20 protein-coding genes are annotated in these 21865 nt (G+C 67.2%); 10 read left to right on the top strand and 10 right to left on the bottom strand.

Translation table 11 applies throughout. The annotated features are described in order from the left end of the window. Positions 1–23: 23 nt before the first annotated feature. The 10 genes from ABD231_RS04410 to ABD231_RS04365 form a co-directional block, all read right to left on the bottom strand. Complete coding sequence (locus ABD231_RS04410) at positions 24–962, bottom strand: ABC transporter permease (RefSeq protein ID WP_344145395.1); 939 nt, start codon at positions 960–962, stop codon at positions 24–26. Further along, complete coding sequence (locus ABD231_RS04405) at positions 963–2504, bottom strand: ABC transporter substrate-binding protein (protein ID WP_344145393.1); 1542 nt, start codon at positions 2502–2504, stop codon at positions 963–965. A 488-nt stretch (positions 2505–2992) separates the two neighbouring features. Then, the gene (locus ABD231_RS04400) at positions 2993–5221 is read right to left on the bottom strand and encodes a discoidin domain-containing protein (protein ID WP_344145391.1); all 2229 of its coding nucleotides are present in this window, start codon (positions 5219–5221) and stop codon (positions 2993–2995) included. Between the two features lie 126 nt (positions 5222–5347). After that, complete coding sequence (locus ABD231_RS04395; protein ID WP_344145389.1) at positions 5348–5914, bottom strand: NADPH-dependent FMN reductase; 567 nt, start codon at positions 5912–5914, stop codon at positions 5348–5350. 114 nt (positions 5915–6028) lie between these two features. Next, positions 6029–6535, bottom strand: coding sequence for a MarR family winged helix-turn-helix transcriptional regulator (locus ABD231_RS04390; RefSeq protein WP_344145387.1), 507 nt, complete (start codon positions 6533–6535; stop codon positions 6029–6031). A gap of 48 nt (positions 6536–6583) precedes the next feature. Next, positions 6584–7537: a copper resistance D family protein gene (locus tag ABD231_RS04385; protein WP_344145385.1), complete on the bottom strand. Its 954-nt coding sequence runs from the start codon at positions 7535–7537 to the stop codon at positions 6584–6586. 245 nt (positions 7538–7782) lie between these two features. After that, positions 7783–8292, bottom strand: coding sequence for a copper resistance CopC family protein (locus ABD231_RS04380; RefSeq protein ID WP_344145383.1), 510 nt, complete (start codon positions 8290–8292; stop codon positions 7783–7785). 2 nt (positions 8293–8294) lie between these two features. After that, complete coding sequence (locus ABD231_RS04375) at positions 8295–8987, bottom strand: YcnI family copper-binding membrane protein (protein WP_344145381.1); 693 nt, start codon at positions 8985–8987, stop codon at positions 8295–8297. Positions 8988–9046: 59 nt separating this feature from the next. After that, complete coding sequence (locus ABD231_RS04370) at positions 9047–9589, bottom strand: hypothetical protein (RefSeq protein ID WP_344145380.1); 543 nt, start codon at positions 9587–9589, stop codon at positions 9047–9049. A gap of 63 nt (positions 9590–9652) precedes the next feature. After that, a complete protein-coding gene (locus ABD231_RS04365) occupies positions 9653–10486 on the bottom strand; it encodes an alpha/beta fold hydrolase (RefSeq protein ID WP_344145378.1) in 834 nt (277 codons plus the stop codon). Positions 10487–10563: 77 nt separating this feature from the next. Here ABD231_RS04365 and ABD231_RS04360 point away from each other — a divergent pair, with 77 nt between their 5' ends. The 10 genes from ABD231_RS04360 (at position 10564) to proS (ending at position 21737) form a co-directional block, all read left to right on the top strand. Continuing rightward, on the top strand, positions 10564–11097 hold the full coding sequence (locus ABD231_RS04360) for a SigE family RNA polymerase sigma factor (RefSeq protein ID WP_344145376.1): 534 nt from the start codon (positions 10564–10566) through the stop codon (positions 11095–11097). Next, complete coding sequence (locus ABD231_RS04355; RefSeq protein WP_344145374.1) at positions 11094–11825, top strand: hypothetical protein; 732 nt, start codon at positions 11094–11096, stop codon at positions 11823–11825. The genes ABD231_RS04360 and ABD231_RS04355 overlap by 4 nt, the downstream gene beginning before the upstream one ends. 36 nt (positions 11826–11861) lie before the next feature. Beyond that, a complete protein-coding gene (locus tag ABD231_RS04350; RefSeq protein WP_344145372.1) occupies positions 11862–12704 on the top strand; it encodes an ROK family protein in 843 nt (280 codons plus the stop codon). A 176-nt stretch (positions 12705–12880) separates the two neighbouring features. Next, positions 12881–13552 carry a pentapeptide repeat-containing protein gene (locus tag ABD231_RS04345; RefSeq protein ID WP_344145370.1) on the top strand — a complete coding sequence of 224 codons (672 nt, stop codon included), beginning with the start codon at positions 12881–12883 and terminating at the stop codon, positions 13550–13552. 94 nt (positions 13553–13646) lie between these two features. Continuing rightward, positions 13647–15863: an NADP-dependent isocitrate dehydrogenase gene (locus tag ABD231_RS04340; protein ID WP_344145368.1), complete on the top strand. Its 2217-nt coding sequence runs from the start codon at positions 13647–13649 to the stop codon at positions 15861–15863. Between the two features lie 90 nt (positions 15864–15953). Next, positions 15954–17267, top strand: a complete 1314-nt coding sequence (locus tag ABD231_RS04335; RefSeq protein ID WP_344145366.1) for an MFS transporter — start codon at positions 15954–15956, stop codon at positions 17265–17267. A 4-nt stretch (positions 17268–17271) separates the two neighbouring features. Beyond that, a complete protein-coding gene (locus ABD231_RS04330) occupies positions 17272–17925 on the top strand; it encodes a response regulator transcription factor (protein WP_344145364.1) in 654 nt (217 codons plus the stop codon). Beyond that, a complete protein-coding gene (locus ABD231_RS04325; RefSeq protein ID WP_344145362.1) occupies positions 17922–19280 on the top strand; it encodes a sensor histidine kinase in 1359 nt (452 codons plus the stop codon). Before ABD231_RS04330 ends, ABD231_RS04325 begins: the two co-directional genes overlap by 4 nt. Beyond that, entirely contained in the window at positions 19277–20176 is a 900-nt protein-coding gene (locus tag ABD231_RS04320) for a TAXI family TRAP transporter solute-binding subunit (protein ID WP_344145360.1), read from the top strand. The genes ABD231_RS04325 and ABD231_RS04320 overlap by 4 nt, the downstream gene beginning before the upstream one ends. 148 nt (positions 20177–20324) lie before the next feature. Then, complete coding sequence (gene proS, locus ABD231_RS04315; RefSeq protein ID WP_344145358.1) at positions 20325–21737, top strand: proline--tRNA ligase; 1413 nt, start codon at positions 20325–20327, stop codon at positions 21735–21737. Positions 21738–21865: the final 128 nt, after the last annotated feature.

Below are 21865 nucleotides of genomic sequence, written 5' to 3'. Positions count from 1 at the left end.
GAGGGCCAACGGGATGCGGGCCCTCATCGGAGGAGTTCCGTTCGGGGGACCAAGCGGTTGCAGACGAGGTCGGCCGCGAGGTTGATCAACAAGGCGGCGATGGCGAGGACGAGCGTGAGGCCTTGGACTGTTGGGATGTCACGGGTTTCCACGCCGTCCACCAAAGCGGTCGCGAAGCCGGGAATGGCGAAGATTGCTTCCACCACGAGGACTCCGCCGAGGAGCGTGTCACCCGTTCGCGCCAGCTCCTGCACACCTGGTACGGCGGCGTTCGGCAGCACGTGGCGGAGTAGCAACCGTCGCCGCGGCACACCGAGTCGGCGCGCCTGGACGACGTAGTCCGCGTTCAGCGCGGTGATCGTGCCGGCGCGGACCTGACGTGACAGCAGGCAAACCGTACGCCCAAGCAAGACAGTCACCGGCAGCACCAGCAAAACCGGGGACGTGAGCAACGAACCACCGATCCAGGTAGCCGGTAACCAGCCGAGCTTCAACGAGAACACCGCAACCAGCACGACCGCGATCACGAAGTCCGGGATCGCGCTCAACGCCAGCGTCACCGACGTAATCGCACGATCAAGCCGACCGTTCTCCCGAGTTCCCATCAAGATGCCCAGGGCAACAGCCAACGGGATCACGACAGCGAGCGTCGCCAACGTCAACACCAACGTCGCCCCGACCGAATCCCGCACGATCGAGCTCACCGGCCCACCGCTGATCAGCGACGTACCGAGATCACCCGTCAGCACCTGACCGAACCAGTGCAGGAACCGTTCCAGCGCAGGCTGATCCAGCCCGAGCTGTTCACGCAACCGCGCGACCTGTTCCGGCGACAGTGTTTCGGTGAACCGCAGGTCCGCTGCATCCCCCGGCAACAACGAGGTGAGCACGAAGACCAGTACGGACAGCACCGCGAGCTGGACGACGGCGAGTGCGGCCCGCCCAGCGGCGTACGACCGCATTCAGGCCAGCCACACCTTGTCGAACCGGCCGAAGTCCACAGTGTTCGGCGGCACCGCCTCCACCCCCTGGACCTTCGGCGAAACCGCGACCAGGTAGTCGGGCAGACCCCAAGCCAGTATCCCGCCGTCGTCGTGCAAGGTTCGCTGCAGTTCGCCGTACGACGCCGCGCGAGCCGTCTCGTCGGTCTGCACCTGCGCCGCCGCAAAGGCCGCATCGAACGCCGGCTTCCGCCAATGCGTCACATTGAACGGCGACTTCGACAACAACCGATCCGTCACGTACTGCGGGATCGGCATCGCCCCCGACCGATGGTTGCCGATGGCACCCTTCGTCAGCAGGTCCTTCGCATACGTCTGCGGACTCCCGGTCGTCACCTTCAGCCTCACGCCGGCCTCGGCGACCTGCTCGGAGAACAACGTCGCCGCCTCGACGAACCCGGCCGACGCATCGGCGGTGAAGATCTCGATCTCCTTGTTCACCAGCCCCGCCTTCTTCAACAGCGCCTTGGCCTCGTCGACATCCCGCTCGCGCTGCGGCAACTGGTCCGGGTAGTACTGGAACCCCTTGCCGAACAGGTCGTTCCCGACAGTCCCCCGCCCGGCCAGTACGACGTCAACCAGCCGCTGCCGATCCGCCAGCAGCTTGAACGCCAGCCGCACATCAGGATTGTCGAACGGCGCTTGGTCCACCTTCATCACAAACGCCTGCATCGTGCTCGCCTTCGCGGCCACGATCCGCACCGACTTCCCAGCCTCGGCAGTCCGGGCAAAAGTCGCGGTCATGTCATTCGCATACTCAGCCTGTCCACCCTGTACGGCGTTCGCCCGCGCCTCGGCGTCGGCCGACAAGACGTGCAGTTCCTCGATCTTCGCCGTACCGTCCCAGTAATCGTCGTACCGGCTCGCGACCATCGAGCGCCCGGCCTCGAACGAGACGAACTTGAACGCACCGGTCCCGACCGGCTTGGTCGGGTCCTTGAACCCGTCCCGCACGATCTGCGTCCCAATGCCAGCCAGCAACGCGGGGAACTCCGCATTCGGCGCGGCGAGCACGAGCTCAACCGTCCTTGGGTCGACCGCCTTACATCGCCGCAGGTCGAGCGTTGCCAGCGAGGACTGCGCGACCCGATCCGGTACGGCGGGATCCGCGATCCGGGCCAAGCTGTAGAGCACGTCCTCGGCGGTCAGTTTGCTACCGTCGTGGAAGGTTGCGTCGCGCAGCGAGAACCGCCAGGTGAGCGCCTTGCCGTCGTGCTCCCACTTCTCCGCGAGCCGCGGGACCGGCTTCAGATCCGGCCCGAGCTCGACGAGCTTCTCGTACATCGCCTTGTGCCGGGCAATGTCCACGAACAGGCTCTGGACGTGCGGATCGAGCACCTCCTTCGCCCCGCCGCCGGCATAGACGGCCCGCAGGCGCCCCCCGGCCTTCGGCTGCGACGACGCAGAACTACCGCCACCACAACCACTCAGCGCCGCCACCCCCAGCGCACCGGCCAGCCCCAGAAATCCACGTCGATTCAGCGCATTGGACACGCGCACCATCCTCACGTTAGTGAAAACGATTGTCAATTCAGCGCGCATCTGAACGGGACGCCCTCATTCTTTCCGCCGCACCCCACCGACTGCTCTCCGTAACGGCGTGTCTGAGACATCCCACCGCCAAACACTCCCCGTCACCAGGCGCAGTGGGCGACCGCGGTACGCCGGATGTCCGATCGCGACGGCGCGTCGCTCAAAGCAGGGTGGCGGGCCGGTGGTCGCCGTACCCGAACCCAGACGCCATCACAATCACCGAGCTACCGCCACCACGAGCCTCAACTCGCCCCACCGAACCCACTTGTGATGGCCTCTAGGTCCGCCCCCACCACTGAGCCCACCGTGCGCCGCACACTGAAACGCGCCCACCGGGGCCCACTGGGCGAGCGCACGCTGGTGCCAGTGGGTGCCGAGTTTCCTCCCCAAAGCGGTTTGGGGAGGATGTGCACGAGGACTTCGCGGTGGCTTCGCCCAACGGATTCGGGGTGGATCGGTTACTGCACCGAGAGGACCGTGAAGCCGAAGGCTGGGAGGCGGACCTGGTACGTCGAACCGCTGATCGGCGGGCCGGGTTTCGACTCGACGAGATCTGTCGGGGTCTGCGAGGTCGCGATGCCGGTGCCGGTGAGGTCGACCGAGACGGTCTGCGCGGTGTTGCGGAAGTTGAGCAGCACCAGCGCCTTCGCCGTACCGTCCTTGTTGAGGCGTTTGTAGGCGTAGTACTTGTGGTCGTCGTTGGTCGGGATGCGGACGCGGAGACCCAGCGGCGCGAGTGCCGGTGAGGCGTTCTGGGCGCGCATCAGCTTGTCGAGCATCGCGCGTTGCTCCGGCGTCCAGTCGGGGATCTCCTGCTCGTCCGGCAGGATCGTGTAGTAGTCGTTGTGCAGGTAGAACAGCGTGCCCATCGTGGTCAGCATCGCGATCTCCAGCAGCCGGCCGTCGACCGGGTAGTTCACGCGGCCCCAGTTCGGCGCGGTCTGGGTGATGCCGCCGGCATTCACCATCAGGTCGCGGTACTCCTTCAGCGTGTCCTCGAGACCGCTCGGATCACCGGAGTCGATCGCCTTCAGGACCGCGCTGCTGCCCTGGCCCGGCGGGATACCCCATTGTGTGATCTGGTAGTCCTGCAAGCTGTTGTAGTGCCAGTCGTAGATGTACGTCGGCTCGCGGACGCCTTCGCCGTTCATGAACGTGTCGTAGTTCCGGAGGACGTCGGTGATCGCGTAGTTGTTCTTCTCGACAGTCGACGTGTGGTAGACGTTCGGCGCATCGAGGGCGATCCCGTCGATGCCCTTGTCCATCCAGAACCGTAGGTAGTGCCGAGCTTTGTCGAGCCAGGCCTGACTCGAGTAGTTGAACGACGGCGCCTTCTTGTCCCACGTCCCCCAGTAGTAGCCCTGCGCACGCTCGCTGTAATGCCACTTCTCCGGGTAGTCCCCCGGCTGCTTGCGGATGTCGAACCACGATCGCTCCGGACTCTGCACGCCGTTGCGGAAGTCGTCCTCGGCCTTCCGGAAGTACGGCGAGTTGATCGATGCGTAACCGGGGTTCGTGAAGATGATGACCTTCAGGCCGCGGGCATGCGCAGCGGCGAGCAGCTCCTCGAAGTCCTGCATGGTGCCGATATCAGGATCGATCGTGTAGAGATCCATCACCGGCAGACCGGCCCAGAGATCGCGGTCGCCGTCGTTGACCGGCGAGAGCTCGATCGCGCGGAAGCCGCGAGCCTTGAGCGTGTCGAGCTGGGCGGTGATCGCATCCAGCCGAAGCTGCTGCCAGATCGGGTAGAACCGCATCACACCCGAGCGGTCCTCCCACCACTTGGTGGTGACCGGCTCACCGGAGCCGAAGACCTTCAGCTCCTGACTGCATGCCCAATGACCGGCGCCGCTGCTGAGCACGGTCAGCTTGATGTAGCGATAGGTGCCAGTGAGGTCCTGCCCGAAGACGCGGCCGGTTTCGTCCTTGTCCATAAGGGTTTGCCAGGTGGTCTTGTCGCGCGAACCCTCGACGCGGAACTTCCAGCGGTCGTTGTCCACGAACGACTGCTCGATCCGGCTGACCGCAATATCGTTGCCCAGGTCAAGCATCAGCCACTGCGGCAGATCCGGCTTCTCCGCACCCCAGTACGTCGTGGGGTCGCCGTCGACCGCCTTGAACGGTTCGTAACCGGGACCGAGCGACGAGGACGTGGCCGAGACACCACGAGCGAGATTGCGCGGCTCGTCGTCGTACCCGTTGATCGCGAACTCGGTACTGCCGGCCCAGCGATTGCCGGCCGAACCGGTGACCGTCAGCCGCACATATCGGTACGAGCCGGTCACCGCTTGCGTGAACACGTGACCGCGAGTCCCCGCACGCCGATCCAGCAACGCGGTCCAACCGTTGCCGTCGACGCTCGCCTCGATCAGGAACGAGTGCGTGTCCACATCCTTGAAGCTTTGCTCGACCGAAGTCAGCTGACGGACGCGACCGAGGTCGACCCGCAACCACTTCGGCATCGAGCCGTTCGAGGCGGCCCAGTACGTCGAACTGTTGCCGTCGATCGCCTTGTGGGGCTCGAACTTGGTGAGGCTGTCACTCGCGGTTGCCGTGGCACCGACCGCGAGATTTCGTACCGTCTGATTCGGCACAGCACCTCCGACCGAGACACCTTCCGCGGGGACGGCCAGAGCCGACGTACCGATGACACCTGCCAGAACCAGGGCGGCGATTCTCCGCATGAGCACTGCCTCCGTGCCCGGCAACCGTCGCACGGGCTGTTGCCCATCGCACCCTCTTCAACCCACGTCAAAATCTTCCCCCGGATGGGGGATCCCCTCCCTTCCCCCATCCGGGTGAAGTACCGATCAGGCGGCTGCGGTACGCACTGTGGCGAGGGCGTTTGACCAGCTGATGACCTGGTCGAGGGTGACGTCGAGAGCCGGCTCCTGGTGCGGGAGCGGCGTGAACTTCGAGTAGTTCTCGAAGTCGGTGGCCAGCGGCAGGGTGACCTGGGCGCGGACAGTGGCGACCTTCAGCTCGGCCATCACCAGACGCAGGTGCTCGACCGCGCGGGCGCCGCCGACAGAGCCGTAGCTGACGAAGCCGGCCGCCTTGTCGTTCCACTCCGCGAAGAGGAAGTCGATCGCGTTCTTCAGCGCGGCGGAGGTGGAGTGGTTGTACTCCGGGGTGACGAAGACGAAGCCGTCGAACGACGCGATCTTCTCCGCCCAGGCCAGCGTGTGCGGCTGGCTGTACTGGCCCATCGCGGGCGGGTAGGCCTCGTCGAGGTGCGGCAGCTGGTACTCCGCGATGTCGACCAGCTCGAACTCGGCATCACTGCGCTGCTTCGCGCGGTCGAGAACCCAGTGGGCGACGGCTTCGCCGTTCCGGCCCGGACGGGTGCTGCCGAGGATGATCGCGATCTTGGGCATGAGATTCCTTCACGGGAGAAAGTTTTGATGATGCGTCACCAAAATACTCAGTCGGGGTGACATGTCAACTTCTCTGTGACGGAGGTCTCTTCCGGGAGCGGCGGCGGGCCGGGGTTATTCGGTGCAGTCGGCGGGCGGGTCGTCGCACTCCGCGGCCGGGCAGGCCGGGGTGGGGATCCCGTGCAGGACGCGCTCGAACAGCGTCGTGAGCTGCTGCTGCTCGTCGGCGCTCAGGTGGTCGAAGAAGTAGGTCCGGACAGCCTCGACGTGGTCGGGCGCGGCGGCCTCGACTGCCTTCCGGCCGAGGTCGGTGAGGCGGACCATCGAGCCGCGGGCGTCCGAGGTGCACTCTTCGCGGCAGACGAGACCGCGCTTCTCCATCCGGCTGACCTGGTGGGAGAGTCGGCTCCGCTCCCAGCCGACTGAGCGACCGAGATCGCGGGTTCGGAGGACGCCGTTCTCGGCTGTGGAGAGAGGGTGCAGGAGGGCGTAGTCGGCTCCGGACAGACCGGAGTTGCTGATCAGGCGGCCTTCCAGGACCCGGGTCAGCTCCCGCTGCGTGTCACGGTACGCCTGCCACAGCTGCGCCTCGCGCGCGTCCAGCCAGCGTGGTTCCGTCATTGAGCCAGTGTACGGACATCTGTTGACATATCACCGAGTGCGCGCGCGTCAGGGGGTTCTTGAGAGGGCTACGGCTAGGCCGACTGTTGCTGCCATCAGGAGGAGTTCGCCGATGGCGAGTCGGCGGAAGGCGGCTGGGTTGCCGGTGGCCAGGCTCGGGAGGGTGGACTGGCGGTGCCGCCAGCCGACGTAGACGAGGGCTGCGAAAGCGACGGTCTTGGCGAAGACGAGAGCGCCGTACCCGGTGGTCACCCATTGGGTGATGAGGGCCCAGCCGTCGGCGCGGCCGCCTAAGTGGATCTCGGCGGTTAGGAGGCCGGTGATGCCTATTGCGATGGCGCAGGTGAGGGCGAGGGTGCTGAAGCGTTCGACGGCGGCACGGGTGCGGGCATAGCGCAGTACGCCGGCTAGTCCGCCGATCCAGGCGGTTGCGGCGAACACGTGGATGACGAGGGAGGTCGTTGCGGTCACCGACCAGATCGTCGTTCGCTCGATGGCGCCGTGGCCGGTTAGGAGGGGTGGGATGAGGGCCAGGGCGGTCAGGGCTAGGGCGATGCGGGCGCCGCGGATGGTTCGGACGCCGCTGAGGACTACGGCTAGGACTGCGGTCAGTACGACGGAGATGGCGAGGGCTCGGACTTGGGTCAGCTCGCCGGCGATCGACGCGTGCTCGGCGAGGTGTGAGAGCGGGATGCCGAGGATCACGGCTGCTGAGGCGATCAGGCCGCCGACACTCGCCACTGCCCAGATGGCGGCCGCGATTGCCGCGTCTTGACAGGCCCGGACGACATCACTTGTTGGAAGCAACAAACCGGCGGTCAGCACACCACTCGCAACCCAGATCGCGGCTCCGTCGGCCAGCAGGCGGAACGCGGGAACCGACCAGGACAAAGGCAATCCAGCCCCTAACAACCCCTCAGGAGCCCGCTGAGGTGCACCACCAGCAACCACCAAGGCAATCACCAGTACGACGACCGCCGCCGCGATCCCTCCGGCAACCACCCTCAGCCCGGCGCCACCCGGTTGCACCCCCACCGCTTCCGGATCTGAAGGGGCAGTCGCGGGAGGGGGCGTGGCGAGGGCCTCGGCCGTGGGCTGAGGCGAGGTGGCTGGCTGAGGTGAGGTGGCTGGCTGAGGTGAGGTGGCTGGCTGAGGCTCGGCGCCAGGCGGGTGCACCCTTACCGCCTTCGGGTCTGACGGTGGTGGCGAGGGTGGGGGCGCCGCCTTTGGTTGCTTCTTGTGTGGGTTCATCGGGCTGGGCGGCGGCGGACTATGACTATGGCTAGGGCTACTACGACCAGCATGACCAGGCACATGGCCACGACGGTGACGGTGTTGGAGTTGCTGGGGGGTTGGGCGGTGGGGTCGACCGGGGGTGCGTCGGGGGCGTGGCCGGCGTGGGTGATGGTGAAGGAGGCGCTGACGGTGATGGGGTGGCCGTCGGCGGAGACTACTCGGGCTTCTACTTGGTAGCGGCCGGCTTCGATCATGGCGCCTACGGGCTGGGTGACGGTGCTGTCCAGGACTTGGGGGGCGCCGGTGGCTACGTTGACGCCGGCTGGGGACTTGACCTGGATCTGGGTGCCGTTGCTGCCTACCGGTTCGTTGAAGGTGAGGACGACCTTGGTGGGCGGGGCGGGCATCGAGGAGCCGTCGGCGGGGGTCATCGACTCTAGTTTGGCGTGCGCCGCGGCCGGCCCGGTGGAGATCACCAGGGCCAGCAGCGACGCTACGAGAACAGCGGTGAGACGACGCACGATTACGACTGCACCTTCTCGGCGGCCGCCTTGCGGGGGCGGAGGCCTAGGCCGAGACCGATCAGGCCGAGCAGCAGGCCGGCGCCACCGAGACCACGGGCCAGCGGGTCGGACGAGCTCTTCTCAGTGTCGGTGGCCGCAGCGACCGGGGTGATGGCGGCGGCCAGCTTCAAGACGGGAGCAGGGTGCTCAGGGGCCTCGGCGCCCTCAGTGCGAGGGGCGTCCCACTTGACGACCTCGCCGTCGCTGTAGGTCTGCACCGCCGGGAAGCTCAGCGAGTCCACCTTCTCGGGCAACCGTCCGACCGACAACGCGAACTCGTCGAAGTCGTTCGCCGGGATCCCACCCTTCAGCGCCGTCCACGTCACCGTGGTGATCGCCTCGGAGAGCGTCACGTCCCCGACCTTGACCGGCGCAGCCAGCTTCTCGGTGGTCTTCTCGACCTTCCAACCGTCCTTCACCTGCGCACCGACATGCGCGAACGGCGTGTCCTTCGGCAGCGAAACGACCAGCTTCGTCGTGGAGGTGTTGTCGGACTCGGTCGGTACCCGGAAGACGAGTTTGGCGTACCCACCGGGCTTGGCGTCGGGCGACGACACGGTGACGTGCGCCGACGCGGAACCGGACGCACCGGCCAGCACGAGCATGGACGCGGCGGCGATCGCTCCGGCCCGCAGGAAAATCTTCTTGGACATGGCAGTAAGAACCTTTCGTGATCACATGGGGCGGACCCGACCACGAAGGACGCGGCCGGTCAGAGCAGAACTGGATCCACTCCGACCACAGGCGGTCCGCGCCGCGACACGTTCGAACCGACCCACCGCCGTACGATCCGCGGCGTCGACGAGACAACCACCTGTACGGCGCTCACCGGCCGCACCACCGTGACAACCGGAACCACCGGCCACAACCGCGCGAGGATCCCGGCCACCCGCCGGCCCCACTCGTGAGCCCGCCCAACCGCCAGCACCCCGGCGCTCAGCGCGGCCAGGTGCGTGAACGTCATCAGCACACTGCCGCCCATCCCGGACGACATCGGCATCGGGTGGTGGACCGAATCCAGCGTCACGTGCACGAACAGCTGCACTCCGGCCAGTACGACGGCCACCAGCACCGGCTCGTCCGCCAGGTACTCACCCAGCAGCCAGCAGACACCCGTCAACGCCAGCAACGGGGCAACCACGGCCAGCGGAATCGGACCGCCGCCCGCAAGCACGTGACCGACCGCCGCGACCACGACGCTGAGCGCCGCGACTGCGGATGTCGTCATGGACGTCGTACCGGCTTGGGCGCGCACGTGTCCTCATTCCCTCTGGCCTAATGAAACAACTCTACGTTTTAGCCAGGGGCTCCGGATCCCTCAGTGCGTGGCGACGAATTTCAGCACGATATCGCGGAAGATCCCGGGCTCCTCGACGTGCCCGAAGTGCCCGCTCTCCTTCAGCACGACCAGCTCCGCGCCCGGGATCCCGTCGGCCAGCTCCTGGGCCGAGTTGACCGGGCAAATGAAGTCGGCGACCCCGACGATCACCAGCGTCGGTACGGCGATCTCACCGAGCCGCGGGCGAATGTCCCACTGGTCGTTCTGGCGGGCCGGATCGACCGTCATGTCGAGCAGTGTCTTCCACTCGGTGAGCTGCGGATCGATCGCCTCGAAGTCCTTGAAGTAGACCGGGAGCAGCCGCGCGAGAACGTCGACCTGCTCGTCATGTCCTTCCGGCGAGGCGTTCCACGCGTCCAGTACCTGGGTCGCGAGGGCATCACCCTCCGGCCGGGAGGCGACGTACTTCTCGACGTTGGCGAACGCCTGGGCGCCGAGCTCCGGCCCGTTGTACGCCATCGAGTCGTAGACGATCACGCCGTTCAGCAGCTCCGGGAAGTCCAGCGCGGTCTGCAGCGCGACGAAACCGCCGTGCGAGTGCCCGAGCAGGAACACCTTGGACTCCCCGAGGTGCTGCGCCAGTTTGGCGACGTACGACGCGTAGACCTCCATCGAGTAGTCGCCGCCCGGCAGCAGATCGGAGCTCCCGGTCCCGACCGGCTCGATGTAGACCATCGTCAGCCGGTCCTCGAGATACGGCATCCGCAGGTACGGCCAGTGCACGCCGGGCCCGCCCGAGTGGGCAATACAGACCGGTCCGGTCCCGTGAACGTGATAGGTGACCCGCACGCCGTCGACCATGAATTCAGGCACGAAAGAAAGTGTGCCGCATCGTGCAACCGGAGGCGGGGGTGAGCACGTTTGTGCTGCATGGGTGGGGAGGGCGGGGTATGAAAAGTGCTGACGAACAGGACTATGTGGACTTCGTGCGCCATCAGGCCAACGCTCTGTGCCGAACCGCCTACTTGCTGTGCGGAGACTGGCGGCGGGCCGAGGACGCGACCCAGGAGGCATTGATCCGGCTGTACCGGATCTGGGGCCGTATCCAGCGCAAGGGCAGCGTCAGCGCGTACGCCCGCAAGGTGGTCGTCTCGACCACGATGGACGCACTCCGCCGCAAATCCAGTCAGGAGGTGGTCGGCGGTGACACCTATTTCACGGGTGAGCAGGACAACTCCGACCCCCTCGGCGTACTGGAGAACAGGCTCGTGATCACCCAGGCCCTCGCCTCCCTACCACCCCGTCAGCGCGCGTGCGTCGTACTGCGGTACTTCGACGAACTGTCCGTCGAAGAGACCGCCCTGGCCCTCGACTGTCGTCCCGGAACAGTCAAGAGCCAGACCCTGCGTGCGCTGGAGAAGCTGCGCGAAAATCCCGCACTGGCTCATTTCTCCGAACTCGCCGGGGTTGGGAGGCTGACATGACCCGAGAACTCAAGGCCCTGATGGAGCGGGAGAGTGACCGCTCCGACCACTACTTCGCCCCGGACCCGGCCGCGATCCTCGCCGCCGGCCGACGCCGGAACCGGGTCCGCAACCTCCGGGTCGCGGCCACCGTGCTGACCGCGCTCGTCGTGCTGACCGCGGGTACCGGTCTGATCCTGCAGGAGGACGAGGCCCCGGTCGCCGGTCTGCCTGGGCGCGTGGAGGATTCCTACAAACAGTGCGACACCTCGAGCGGCCGCCGATTGGGCAAGGACTCCTGGGGCTGGCCGGAGATCACCACGATCGTCGACGGCTACGGCTCCGCCTCCCTGCGGCGCGATCCCAATGACCCGGACCGGGTCGCCTACTGCTTCACCCAGCCCGAGGCACCGACCGCGCTCGTCCCGCTCGCCCAGCGCAAGGGGATCGTCGTCCGCGTGACTCCGATCAACCCCAGGAACAGGGTGGTCACGGTGATGGGCCGGGTCTACGTCCGCGACGGCGGGAAGGTTCTGGTCGCCGTCGGCAACTCCGGCGACAAGCTCCTCCCCTCTTTCATCAAGCAGACCACGTTCGCCACGGTCGTTCCGTTCGGTGAGGCCGAGATCGCCGGCACGTACTACGTCTACCGAGTCGTCCAGCAAGCCCCATGGCCCGGCCCACAGCCCTTGGTGAGCGTGGCGTCGTACCAGCCGGACGGGTACATGATCAGCCGCGGGACCTGGTGATCGCGTCAGACGTCCTATGTCATGGATGATGGCCGCATGGATGTGCCGGTTCTGGAGGTCGGGGGAAGTCACGTCACCGCGGCGGTGGTAGCGCCGGACGGGTGGCGGGTCGAGGTGGTGGAGCGGATCGATCTGGCTTCACAGCAGGCGGCCGAGGCGGTGGTCGGGCAGTTGGCCGCAGCCGCGCGCAAGCTGCCGACGCTCGAAGGGCTGGCGATCGCGATCCCCGGGCCGTTCGATTTCACCGCCGGCGTGGGCTGGTACCAGGGGCAGACGAAGTTCGACGCGCTCTACGGCTTCCCGCTCGGCGACGCGCTGCGTTCCGAGCTCGACCTGGATCGATTGGTGTTCGTGAACGACGCCGAGGCCTTCACCGTCGGCGAGTGGACGGCCGGCCTCACCCGTGGCGTCGAGCGCTGCGCCGGCGTCACCGTCGGCACCGGCATCGGTACGGCGTTCCTCGCGGACGGTCACGTGGTTCGCGAGGGCGGCAGTGTCCCGCCCGGCGGTGAGCTCTACCGCACCGACTACGACGGCCACCCCCTGGAGGACTCGATCTCCGGCCGAGCCCTCCTGCAGCGCTACTTCGCCCGCACCGGCTCCGACGAACCCGGTATCGGCGTCAAGGAGATCGCCGACCGAGCCCGCGCCGGCGAACCGGCCGCCGCCGAATCCCTCCGCGCCGGCTTCGCCGTACTGGCCGAAGCCCTCACCCCCTGGATCGACCGCTTCCGCGTCACCCGCACCGTCCTCGGCGGCTCCATCTCCGGCGCCTTCGACCTCGTCCACGACGTCTTCCCCTTCGACGTAGTCGCCACCCCCGACACCGAACACGCCGCCCTCATCGGCGCCGCCACCCACTCCCTCCGCACCCCCTAACCGGCCCCATCCGGGAAGCGTCTGGTGGGCGCGCCCGCCACGGTGGCCGCCATCTGATGGGTTCCCCCATCCGCTTGTGGGTTCTGCACCCGCATGCGAGTACAGAACCCATAACCTCGTGGGTCAACCCATCAGATGCGGATCTGGTTGTCGGTGGGGGTGGGTAGGTTTCGGGGATGGGTTCTCGGAAGATTGCGGTGCCTCGGGTGCGGGGGCAGTTGGATTCGGTGCTGCCGGAGGTGATCGAGGATGAGACTCGGTTGCTGGATCTGGGGCTGGAGGACGTGGATCTGAGTGATCTGGAGGCTGAGCACCTGGAGATCGGCGGGTGCCGGCTGACGCGGGGCAAGTTGGCCGGGTCGGATCTGGAGAAGCTGATTCTGGTGGACAGCGAGCTGCTGCACTGTGATGTGGCGAACGCGCGGTGGTCGGATGCGGCGGTGACGCGGGTGGCGATCGTGTCCTCGCGGATGACCGGGTTCGCGGGGCCGGGGATGAGCCTGCAGCACACCACCGTGCGGGACAGCCTGCTCGACTACGCGTCGTTCCGGTTCGCGAAGTTCCAGCGCGTCGAGCTCTCCGACTGCCGGTTGCAGAATGCGGACTTCGTGTCGGCGGACCTGACCGGGGCGGTCTTCCGGCAGTGTGATCTGAGCGGGGCGGAGTTCTCCCAGGTCAAGGCCGCCGGAGCGCTGTTCGTCGACTGCACCTGGGACGGCGCCAAGGGCTTGTCGTCGCTGACCGGCGCCACCGTGGCAGCCTCCTCCCCCATCGACACCCTCACCTTCGCCACCGCGGTCACCCAAGCCGCCGGAATCACGCTCACGCACCCAGACGAGCTCTGCTAGTTCGCTGACCCCCAACCCACCCAACCACGGTCAGCGGCGTGAGCCTGCCCACGTGCGGGCAGGCCGGGACCAGGGGCCCATTAAGGTGGGGCTTGTGACTGACTCGACGATCATCTATACCCACACCGACGAGGCCCCCGCGCTGGCGACGTACTCGTTCCTTCCCGTGATCCAGGCGTACGCCGGGCAGGCCGGTGTCGGGGTCGAGACCCGCGACATCTCGCTGGCGGGCCGGATCATCGCCCTCTTCGGCGAGTACCTGACCGAGGACCAGCGGATCGCGGACGCGCTGGCCGAGCTCGGTGAACTGGCCAAGACGCCGGAAGCCAACATCATCAAGCTGCCGAACGTCTCCGCCTCGATCCCGCAGCTGAAGGCCGCGATCACCGAGCTGCAGGCCCAGGGCTACGCGCTGCCGGACTACCCGGACGAGCCGAAGACCGACGAGGAGCGCGAGATCCAGGCGCGCTACGACAAGGTCAAGGGTTCCGCGGTCAACCCGGTACTGCGCGAAGGCAACTCGGACCGCCGCGCCCCTGCCTCGGTCAAGAACTACGCCAAGACCCACCCGCACCGGATGGGCGCCTGGAGCCCGGACTCGAAGACCAACGTCGCCACCATGGGCGAGAACGACTTCCGTTCCACCGAGAAGTCGACCGTGATCGCGGCCGACGGTTCGCTGCGGATCGAGCACGTCGCCGCGGACGGTACGACGACGGTGCTGCGCGAGTCGGTCCCGGTGCTCGCCGGTGAGGTCGTCGACTCGTCCGTCATGCACGTGGCCGCGCTGCGCGAGTTCCTGACCGCCAAGGTCGCCCAGGCGAAGGCGGACGACGTCCTGTTCTCGCTGCACCTGAAGGCGACGATGATGAAGGTCTCCGACCCGATCGTCTTCGGCCACGCGGTCCGCGCCTTCTTCCCGAAGACCTTCGCCCAGTACGGCGAGACGCTGGCCAAGGCCGGTCTGTCCCCGAACGACGGTCTCGGCGGCATCCTCAACGGGCTCGCCAGCCTGCCCGAGGGCGACGCGATCAAGGCCTCCTTCGACGCCGAGCTCGCCGACGGCCCGAAGCTGGCGATGGTCGACTCGGACAAGGGCATCACCAACCTGCACGTGCCGTCCGACGTGATCGTCGACGCGTCGATGCCGGCCATGATCCGCAGCTCGGGCCACATGTGGGGCCCGGACGGCGCCGAGGCCGACACCCTCGCCGTACTGCCGGACAGCAGCTACGCGGGCATCTACCAGGTCGTCCTGGACGACTGCCGTGAGCACGGCGCCTTCGACCCGGCGACCATGGGCTCGGTGCCGAACGTCGGTCTGATGGCTCAGAAGGCCGAGGAGTACGGCTCGCACGACAAGACGTTCGAGCTCGCGGCGGCCGGCGTCGTCCGCCTCGTCGACGGCGACGGAAACGTCGTACTGGAGCAGGATGTCGAGCAGGGTGACATCTTCCGCGCCTGCCAGACCAAGGACGACCCGATCCGCGACTGGGTCAAGCTGGCCGTCACCCGGGCCCGCGCGACCGGCGACCCGGCCGTGTTCTGGCTGGACGAGACCCGCGCGCACGACGCTCAGATCATCACCAAGGTCACCAAGTACCTGACCGAACACGACACCGAAGGCCTGGACCTGAAGATCCTGGCGCCGGTGGAGGCGATCAAGATCTCGCTGGACCGGATCCGCCGCGGCGAGAACACCATCTCGGTGACCGGCAACGTGCTGCGTGACTACCTGACCGACCTGTTCCCGATCCTCGAGCTGGGCACCAGCGCGAAGATGCTGTCGGTCGTCCCGCTGATGGCCGGTGGCGGTCTGTTCGAGACCGGCGCGGGCGGTTCGGCGCCGAAGCACGTGCAGCAGCTGGTCAAGGAGAACTACCTGCGCTGGGACAGCCTGGGCGAGTTCTTCGCCCTCGCCGCGAGCTTCGAGCACCTGGCCCAGGCGACCGGCAACGCGAAGGCCCAGGTCCTCGCCGACACTCTCGACCGGGCCACCGCGACCTTCCTGAACGAGGACAAGTCGCCGACCCGCCGCGTCGGCGGTATCGACAACCGCGGCAGCCACTTCTTCCTGTCCCTGTACTGGGCCCAGGAGCTGGCCAAGCAGACCGACGACACCGACCTCGCCGCCCAGTTCACCTCGCTCGCCGAGACGCTGGCCGCCAACGAGCAGGCGATCGTCGACGAACTGATCGCCGTACAGGGCTCCCCGGTCGACCTCGGCGGCTACTACCAGCCCGACCCGGCCCTCGCCGCCGCCGTGATGCGCCCCTCGAAGACCTGGAACGACGCTCTCGCATCTTTGTAAATTAAGGCGCGTTAAGGATGCCTTGAGCGCTGTTGCCGCCACTTTCCGTAGCCCGGAGAGTGGCGGCAACTCACGTTCCGAGGAGGCATCGTGGATTCACGACGAGTCGTCAGCAATATCTTCAAAGGCTCCATGGGCAATCTGGTCGAGTGGTACGACTGGTACGTCTACACGGCGTTCGCGTTGTACTTCGCCCCGGTCTTCTTTCCCAAGGGCGACCCGACCAGCCAGCTGCTGAACACCGCGGGGGTGTTCGCGGTCGGGTTCCTGATGCGGCCGGTGGGCAGTTTCCTGCTCGGTCGGTACGCCGATCGGCACGGCAGGCGGGCTGCTTTGACGTTGTCGGTCACGCTGATGGCAACCGGCTCGCTGGTGATCGCCTGTACGCCGGGGTTCGCGACCATCGGTCTTGCCGCACCGGTGCTGCTGGTGACAGCACGGTTGCTGCAGGGTCTGTCCGTCGGTGGTGAGTACGGGACATCGGCGACGTACATGTCCGAGGTCGCGACCGACAGCCGGCGCGGATTCTTCTCCAGCTTCCAGTACGTGACGCTGGCGTCGGGTCAGTTGGTGGCGCTCGCGGTCCAGATCGGGCTGCAGCAGACGCTGTCGAAGGAGGATCTGGCGACCTGGGGCTGGCGGATCCCGTTCGTGATCGGTGCGGTGGCTGCGGTGATCGTGTTCTGGCTGCGGCGGTCGATGGACGAGTCGGCGGAGTTCGAGGCGCAGCCTGTCAATCGTCGTTTCAAGCAGGGTTCGCTCCGGGAGCTGGCCAAGCACCCGCGCGCGGTGCTGACCGTCGTCGGACTCACGCTCGGTGGGACCGTCGCGTTCTACACGTTCACGACGTACCTGCAGAAGTTCATGGTGAACACGACCGGCCTGGAGAAGTCGCAGGTCACCTGGATCAACTTCCTTGCCCTGCTGATCTTCGTCGCGCTCCAGCCGCTCGGCGGAATGCTCTCGGACAAGATCGGGCGCCGGCCGCTGCTGATCTTCTTCGGCCTCGGCGCCACGCTGCTCACCGTGCCCATCCTCACCGCCCTCGAGGATGCGACACCGGTGACGGCGTTCCTGCTGATGCTCGCCGGACTCGTCGTCGTCAGCGGGTACACGTCGATCAACGCGATCGTGAAGGCCGAGCTGTTCCCGACCGCGATCCGCGCGCTCGGCGTCGGCATGCCGTACGGCGTCACGGTCGCGATCTTCGGCGGTACGGCGGAGTACGTCGCGCTGTGGCTCAAGGACGCCGGCCACGAGTCGTCGTTCTACTACTACGTCAGCGGTTGCGCACTGATCAGCCTGATCGTCTACCTGACCATGTCGGAAACGCGCGGTCGCATGAAGGCTCAGCACTCGAGCGCGCGCCCGGTGGAACGACCGCGGACGCCAACGGCACAATGACCCAATGCGCACACTCATCGCCGAGGACGACGAAACACTGGGTCGTTCGCTCCGGGATGTGCTGAGCGCCAACGGTCACGACGTCACGCTGGTCGGCCGCGGCGAAGACGTTCTGCTCCGGCACGCGGAGGCCCAGGTCATCCTGCTCGACCTGGGCCTGCCGGATATCGACGGCCTCGAGGTACTGCGCAAACTCCGACGGGTCGACGACGTGGTGGTGATCGTGCTGACCGCCCGCGACGACGAGCGGTCCGTCGTACTGGCGCTCCGGCTCGGCGCGGACGACTACCTGACGAAGCCGGTCCGGCTGGCCGAACTGCTGGCACGGATCGAGGCCTCGGCCCGGCGATACAAGCGGTCGGCTCCGGACGGGACGACGTACGAGGCAGGTGGGCTGCGGATCGACTTCGGGGTGCGGTCGGTGACGCTGGATGAGGTGGCGATCCATTTGACGCCGACCGAATTCGACATCCTGGCCGTCCTGGCTCGGCGGGCGGGGACAGCGGTCAGCCGGGAGGTGATCCAGGACGAGGTCTGGGGCGACGCGTTCGTCACGAAGTCGAAGGCTCTGGATGTCCACCTGCACGAGATCCGCGGCAAGCTCGGTCGACCGGTGATCACCACGATCAGGCGCTTCGGGTATCGGCTCGAACCATGAGGGCCCGGTTGATGGGCGTGCTCGCGGTCGTCTCGTTCATCCTGCTGGCGGCTCTCGTCATCCCCTTCCTGGACTCGGTTTCCGACACCCGCACGCAGGCTCTGCAGCTCGCTCGGAGTGCTGCGCTCGACCGGTTCGCCGGGTTGGCCGGGCGGGCTGCGGCCGATGGTGACTACAGCGGGGTGCGGCTCGAGGCTGAGCGCCATCAGGAGCTGTACGCCGAATCTGTCCTGATCACCGATGCTTCCGGGCGCGTGGTGGTGTCGACAGGCGGGATGGCTCTCGCGTCGCCCGGGGTGGGCGCGGTGGCGGAGCTGGCTGCTCGCGATCTGCCCCAGCTCACGATCAACACGCTGCGACCGTGGAGCTCGTCGCATCCGTTGATTGCGGCGCCGGTCGGTTCGCCGCAGGAGCCGGCCGGTGCGGTTGTGCTGGCGGTGGCTGCTCGCCCGGCTCTTGACGACGTCACGCGGTCGTGGGCTGTCATCTGCGCGGCCGCGGTGGCTGCTCAATTGTTGTTGCTGTTCATGGCATCGAAGGCTGCTCAGTGGGTGATCCGTCCGGTCGGTCGGCTGGAAGATGCGGTCGTCGAACTGGGGCGGTCGGGCGGGTGGAACCAGCCGCTGCAAGCCAGTGGACCGCCGGAGTTACGGCGGTTGGCGCGATCGGTCGAGGTGATGGGGGCGACGGTTCAGCGGTCGATCGACGTACAGCGGCAGATGGTTGCCGACTCCTCCCATCAGCTCCGGAATCCGTTGGCATCGTTGCGCTTGCGGGTCGATTCGCTCGACCCGGGAATTGATGGGCTGGCGCATGTGCAGCACGATCTGGAGCGGCTGGAGAACGTGCTGGCCGGGTTGCTGAAACTGGCCGCGATCGAGAGCCGCATCACCGACGGCCGCGCCGAGCCCACCACCGCCACCTGCCTGGTCGAGGCCGTCCTCGAAGAAGAAATCGACACCTGGCAACCGACGGCGGCCGACATCACCCTGGAACTGCACGCCGTTCCCGGACTGGTTGCCGCCGTCAACGACCACGACCTCGGCCAGCTGGTCGGAGTCCTCCTCGACAACGCCATCAAGTACGCCGGCCCCGGCACCACCGTCATCGTCACCTCAACGCGAGCTGCCGACGGCCTCGTCGTACAGATCTCCGACAACGGCCCCGGCATCCCGGTCCCGGACCTCTCGCTGGCGACCCAACGCTTCTGGCGAGGCACCTCGACGACCGCGGGCACCGGCCTGGGCCTAGCTATAGCCGCCCAAACCGCCATAGCCATCGGCGCCACCCTGGAGCTGTCGCCAACGGACCCGCACGGCCTCACCGCCACCATCAAGTTGCCGGAGGCCCCGTGAAGCGTCGAACAGTGCTGTTAGGTGCTACCGGCCTTGCACTTACTGCATGTACTCGTGGGCCCGCGGTTGAGCGGGTGACGATCGCGGCTGGGGAGGCTGGTGGGTTCTATCTGGAGTTCGCGCAGTTGCTGGCGATCCAGTTGCGGGTGGCGGGGGTTGCCCGGGACGTCGTGGTTCGGGAAACCGGCGGGAGCACGGACAACCTGCGGCTGCTCGCCGCCCGGGAAACCGATCTGGCTCTGAGCCTCGCGGACGCCATCACCTCCGGACCGTCCATCCGCGCGCTCGGCCGCGTCTACGAGAACTACCTGCAATGCGTGGTCCGCGCGGACAGCCCGCACAAGGTGTTGACCGACCTCGCCGGTACGACGATCTCCGCCGGCGCGGCCGGATCCGGGGCAGCTGTCACCGCGGCCCGGTTGCTCGCCGCGGCCCGTGTCGACTGCACCCAGAACCACCTCCCGCTGGAGAAGGCCGCTACCGCGCTCGCCGACAACCAGATTGCTGCGATGTTCTGGTCCGGCGGCGTTCCGACCACCACCCTCGACAAGCTCAGCCGCCGTACGCCGATCCGCCTACTGCCACTCGGCGACTGGCTCGCCCCACTCCGCCGTACCTTCGGATCCGTCTACCAGGATGTGCTCGTCCCGGCCGGTGTCTACAAAGCGCCTAGCGCGGTGGCCGTCCTCGGCATCCCCAACCTCCTGCTCTGCCGGCCCGATCTGCCCAACGCGGTCGCCCGCGAGGTCACCAACACCTTGGTCCGGCAGGCCCGGTTGCTGGTTCCGCCATCCGCGGTCGGAGCGCAGTACCTCAATCTCCAGTCCCTAGTCGTCACCACCCCGATCCCGTTGCATTCCGGCGCAGCCGCGCAGTACCAGCAGCTCTACGGCTAGCCTCCGAAGGACAGGATGTATCCGTCTACGTAGACCCCGGCGCCCCGCCTGGAGTCACCGCGCGAGCGCCGTCGCACACGTATACGTCCTGTCGTTCGGGTGACAAATGCGTGGCCGCCTGCGGGATGCCGTTCCTACACTGGCGGGCATGACAGCGACCCGATCCGTGCTTGCCGCGCAGGCGACGGACTTTCCCCGGTGGTACCAGGATGTGATTGCCAAAGCCGAGCTCGCCGACAACGGGCCGGTGCGGGGGACCATGGTCATCCGACCGTATGCCTACGGGATCTGGGAGCTGTTGCAGGCGGCAATGGACCGGCGGATCAAGGAGGCGGGCGCGGAGAATGCGTACTTCCCGCTGCTGATTCCCGAGAGCTACCTGCAGCGGGAGGCCGAGCACGTCGAGGGTTTCAGTCCCGAGCTCGCGGTCGTCACGCACGCCGGCGGCAAGCAGCTCGAGGAACCCGCCGTGATCCGGCCGACCTCGGAGACCATCATCGGCGAGTCGATGGCGAAGTGGATCCAGAGCTACCGCGATCTCCCCCTGCTGCTGAACCAATGGGCCAACGTGGTTCGGTGGGAGCTGCGGCCGCGGACCTTCCTGCGGACGACCGAATTCCTTTGGCAGGAAGGGCATACGGCTCACGCATCCGCAGCGGAAGCCCGTGCGTATGCGACCCGGATCGCGGTGGAGGTCTACCGCGATGTCGTGGTGAACGTCCTCGGGATTCCGGTCGTGGTCGGGTGCAAGACGCGGCGCGAGCGGTTCGCGGGTGCGGTGAACACGATCGCGCTCGAGGCAATGATGGGTGACGGCAAGGCGTTGCAGATGGGCACGTCACACGAGCTCGGGCAGAACTTCGCCCGCGCCTTCGACATCGGCTACCTGTCCAGCGAAGGCCAACGCGAGCTGGCGTGGACCACGTCCTGGGGAAGTTCGACCCGGATGCTCGGCGGGCTGATCATGGTGCATGGTGACGACGCCGGCCTCCGCATCCCGCCCCTGGCCGCGCCCACCCAGGTCGTCGTACTGGCCGTCAAAGACGAGACTCTGGTTGCAGCCGGCCAGATCGCCGACGAACTGCGCGCTGCCGGTGTCCGGGTGCACCTCGACAATCGGACGGATCAGCCCTTCGGTCGCCGAGCCGTCAACTGGGAGCTCAAGGGCGTCCCGCTCCGCGTCGAGATCGGTCCGCGCGACCAGGCGGCGGGCGTGGCAACCGTCGTACGACGTCTGCGCGCGTCGGCGAAGTCGGCCGTCGGACTGTCCGACGTGGTGACAACCGTGGTGGACGCGTTGGCAGCCGACCAAACCTGGCTTCACGACGAAGCCCTCGCCCGCCAAACCGCCCGCACCACGGCGGTCTCCACCGTCGACGAAGCCATCGAAGCCGCCGCCACCGGCTGGGCCACTCTCCCGTACGACGCCATCGGCGAATCAGGCGAGGACCGCCTAGCCACCGCCGCCCTCACCGTCCGCTGCCTCCAACGCGAGGACGGTTCGCTGCCGGTCGAAGACGACGAACGCGGCCTGACCGCCTTCGTCGCCCGCTCCTACTAACCACCCCACCCCCTCCATCCCACCCCCGCGCCCCGTCCCGCCGGGCAACCCCCACTCTCAAGGGGCAACCCCCACTCTCGAGGGGCAACCCCCCAGCTGAGGGGATGCCCCTCGAGTTGGGGTGTTGC

The organism is Kribbella yunnanensis, from assembly GCF_039529655.1.
Lineage (GTDB): Bacteria > Actinomycetota > Actinomycetes > Propionibacteriales > Kribbellaceae > Kribbella > Kribbella yunnanensis.
The sequence above is the reverse complement of the archived record's forward strand: the minus strand, read 5'-3'. Positions and strand labels throughout refer to the sequence as shown.

Coding starts and splice junctions, on each gene's coding strand:
- ABD231_RS04410 (WP_344145395.1), bottom strand. CDS start 962: ATGCGGTCGTACGCCGCTGGGCGGGCCGCACTCGCCGTCGTCCAGCTC.
- ABD231_RS04405 (WP_344145393.1), bottom strand. CDS start 2,504: ATGGTGCGCGTGTCCAATGCGCTGAATCGACGTGGATTTCTGGGGCTG.
- ABD231_RS04400 (WP_344145391.1), bottom strand. CDS start 5,221: ATGCGGAGAATCGCCGCCCTGGTTCTGGCAGGTGTCATCGGTACGTCG.
- ABD231_RS04395 (WP_344145389.1), bottom strand. CDS start 5,914: ATGCCCAAGATCGCGATCATCCTCGGCAGCACCCGTCCGGGCCGGAAC.
- ABD231_RS04390 (WP_344145387.1), bottom strand. CDS start 6,535: ATGACGGAACCACGCTGGCTGGACGCGCGCGAGGCGCAGCTGTGGCAG.
- ABD231_RS04375 (WP_344145381.1), bottom strand. CDS start 8,987: ATGTCCAAGAAGATTTTCCTGCGGGCCGGAGCGATCGCCGCCGCGTCC.
- ABD231_RS04360 (WP_344145376.1), top strand. CDS start 10,564: ATGAAAAGTGCTGACGAACAGGACTATGTGGACTTCGTGCGCCATCAG.
- ABD231_RS04355 (WP_344145374.1), top strand. CDS start 11,094: ATGACCCGAGAACTCAAGGCCCTGATGGAGCGGGAGAGTGACCGCTCC.
- ABD231_RS04350 (WP_344145372.1), top strand. CDS start 11,862: ATGGATGTGCCGGTTCTGGAGGTCGGGGGAAGTCACGTCACCGCGGCG.
- ABD231_RS04345 (WP_344145370.1), top strand. CDS start 12,881: ATGGGTTCTCGGAAGATTGCGGTGCCTCGGGTGCGGGGGCAGTTGGAT.
- ABD231_RS04330 (WP_344145364.1), top strand. CDS start 17,272: ATGCGCACACTCATCGCCGAGGACGACGAAACACTGGGTCGTTCGCTC.
- ABD231_RS04325 (WP_344145362.1), top strand. CDS start 17,922: ATGAGGGCCCGGTTGATGGGCGTGCTCGCGGTCGTCTCGTTCATCCTG.
- proS (WP_344145358.1), top strand. CDS start 20,325: ATGACAGCGACCCGATCCGTGCTTGCCGCGCAGGCGACGGACTTTCCC.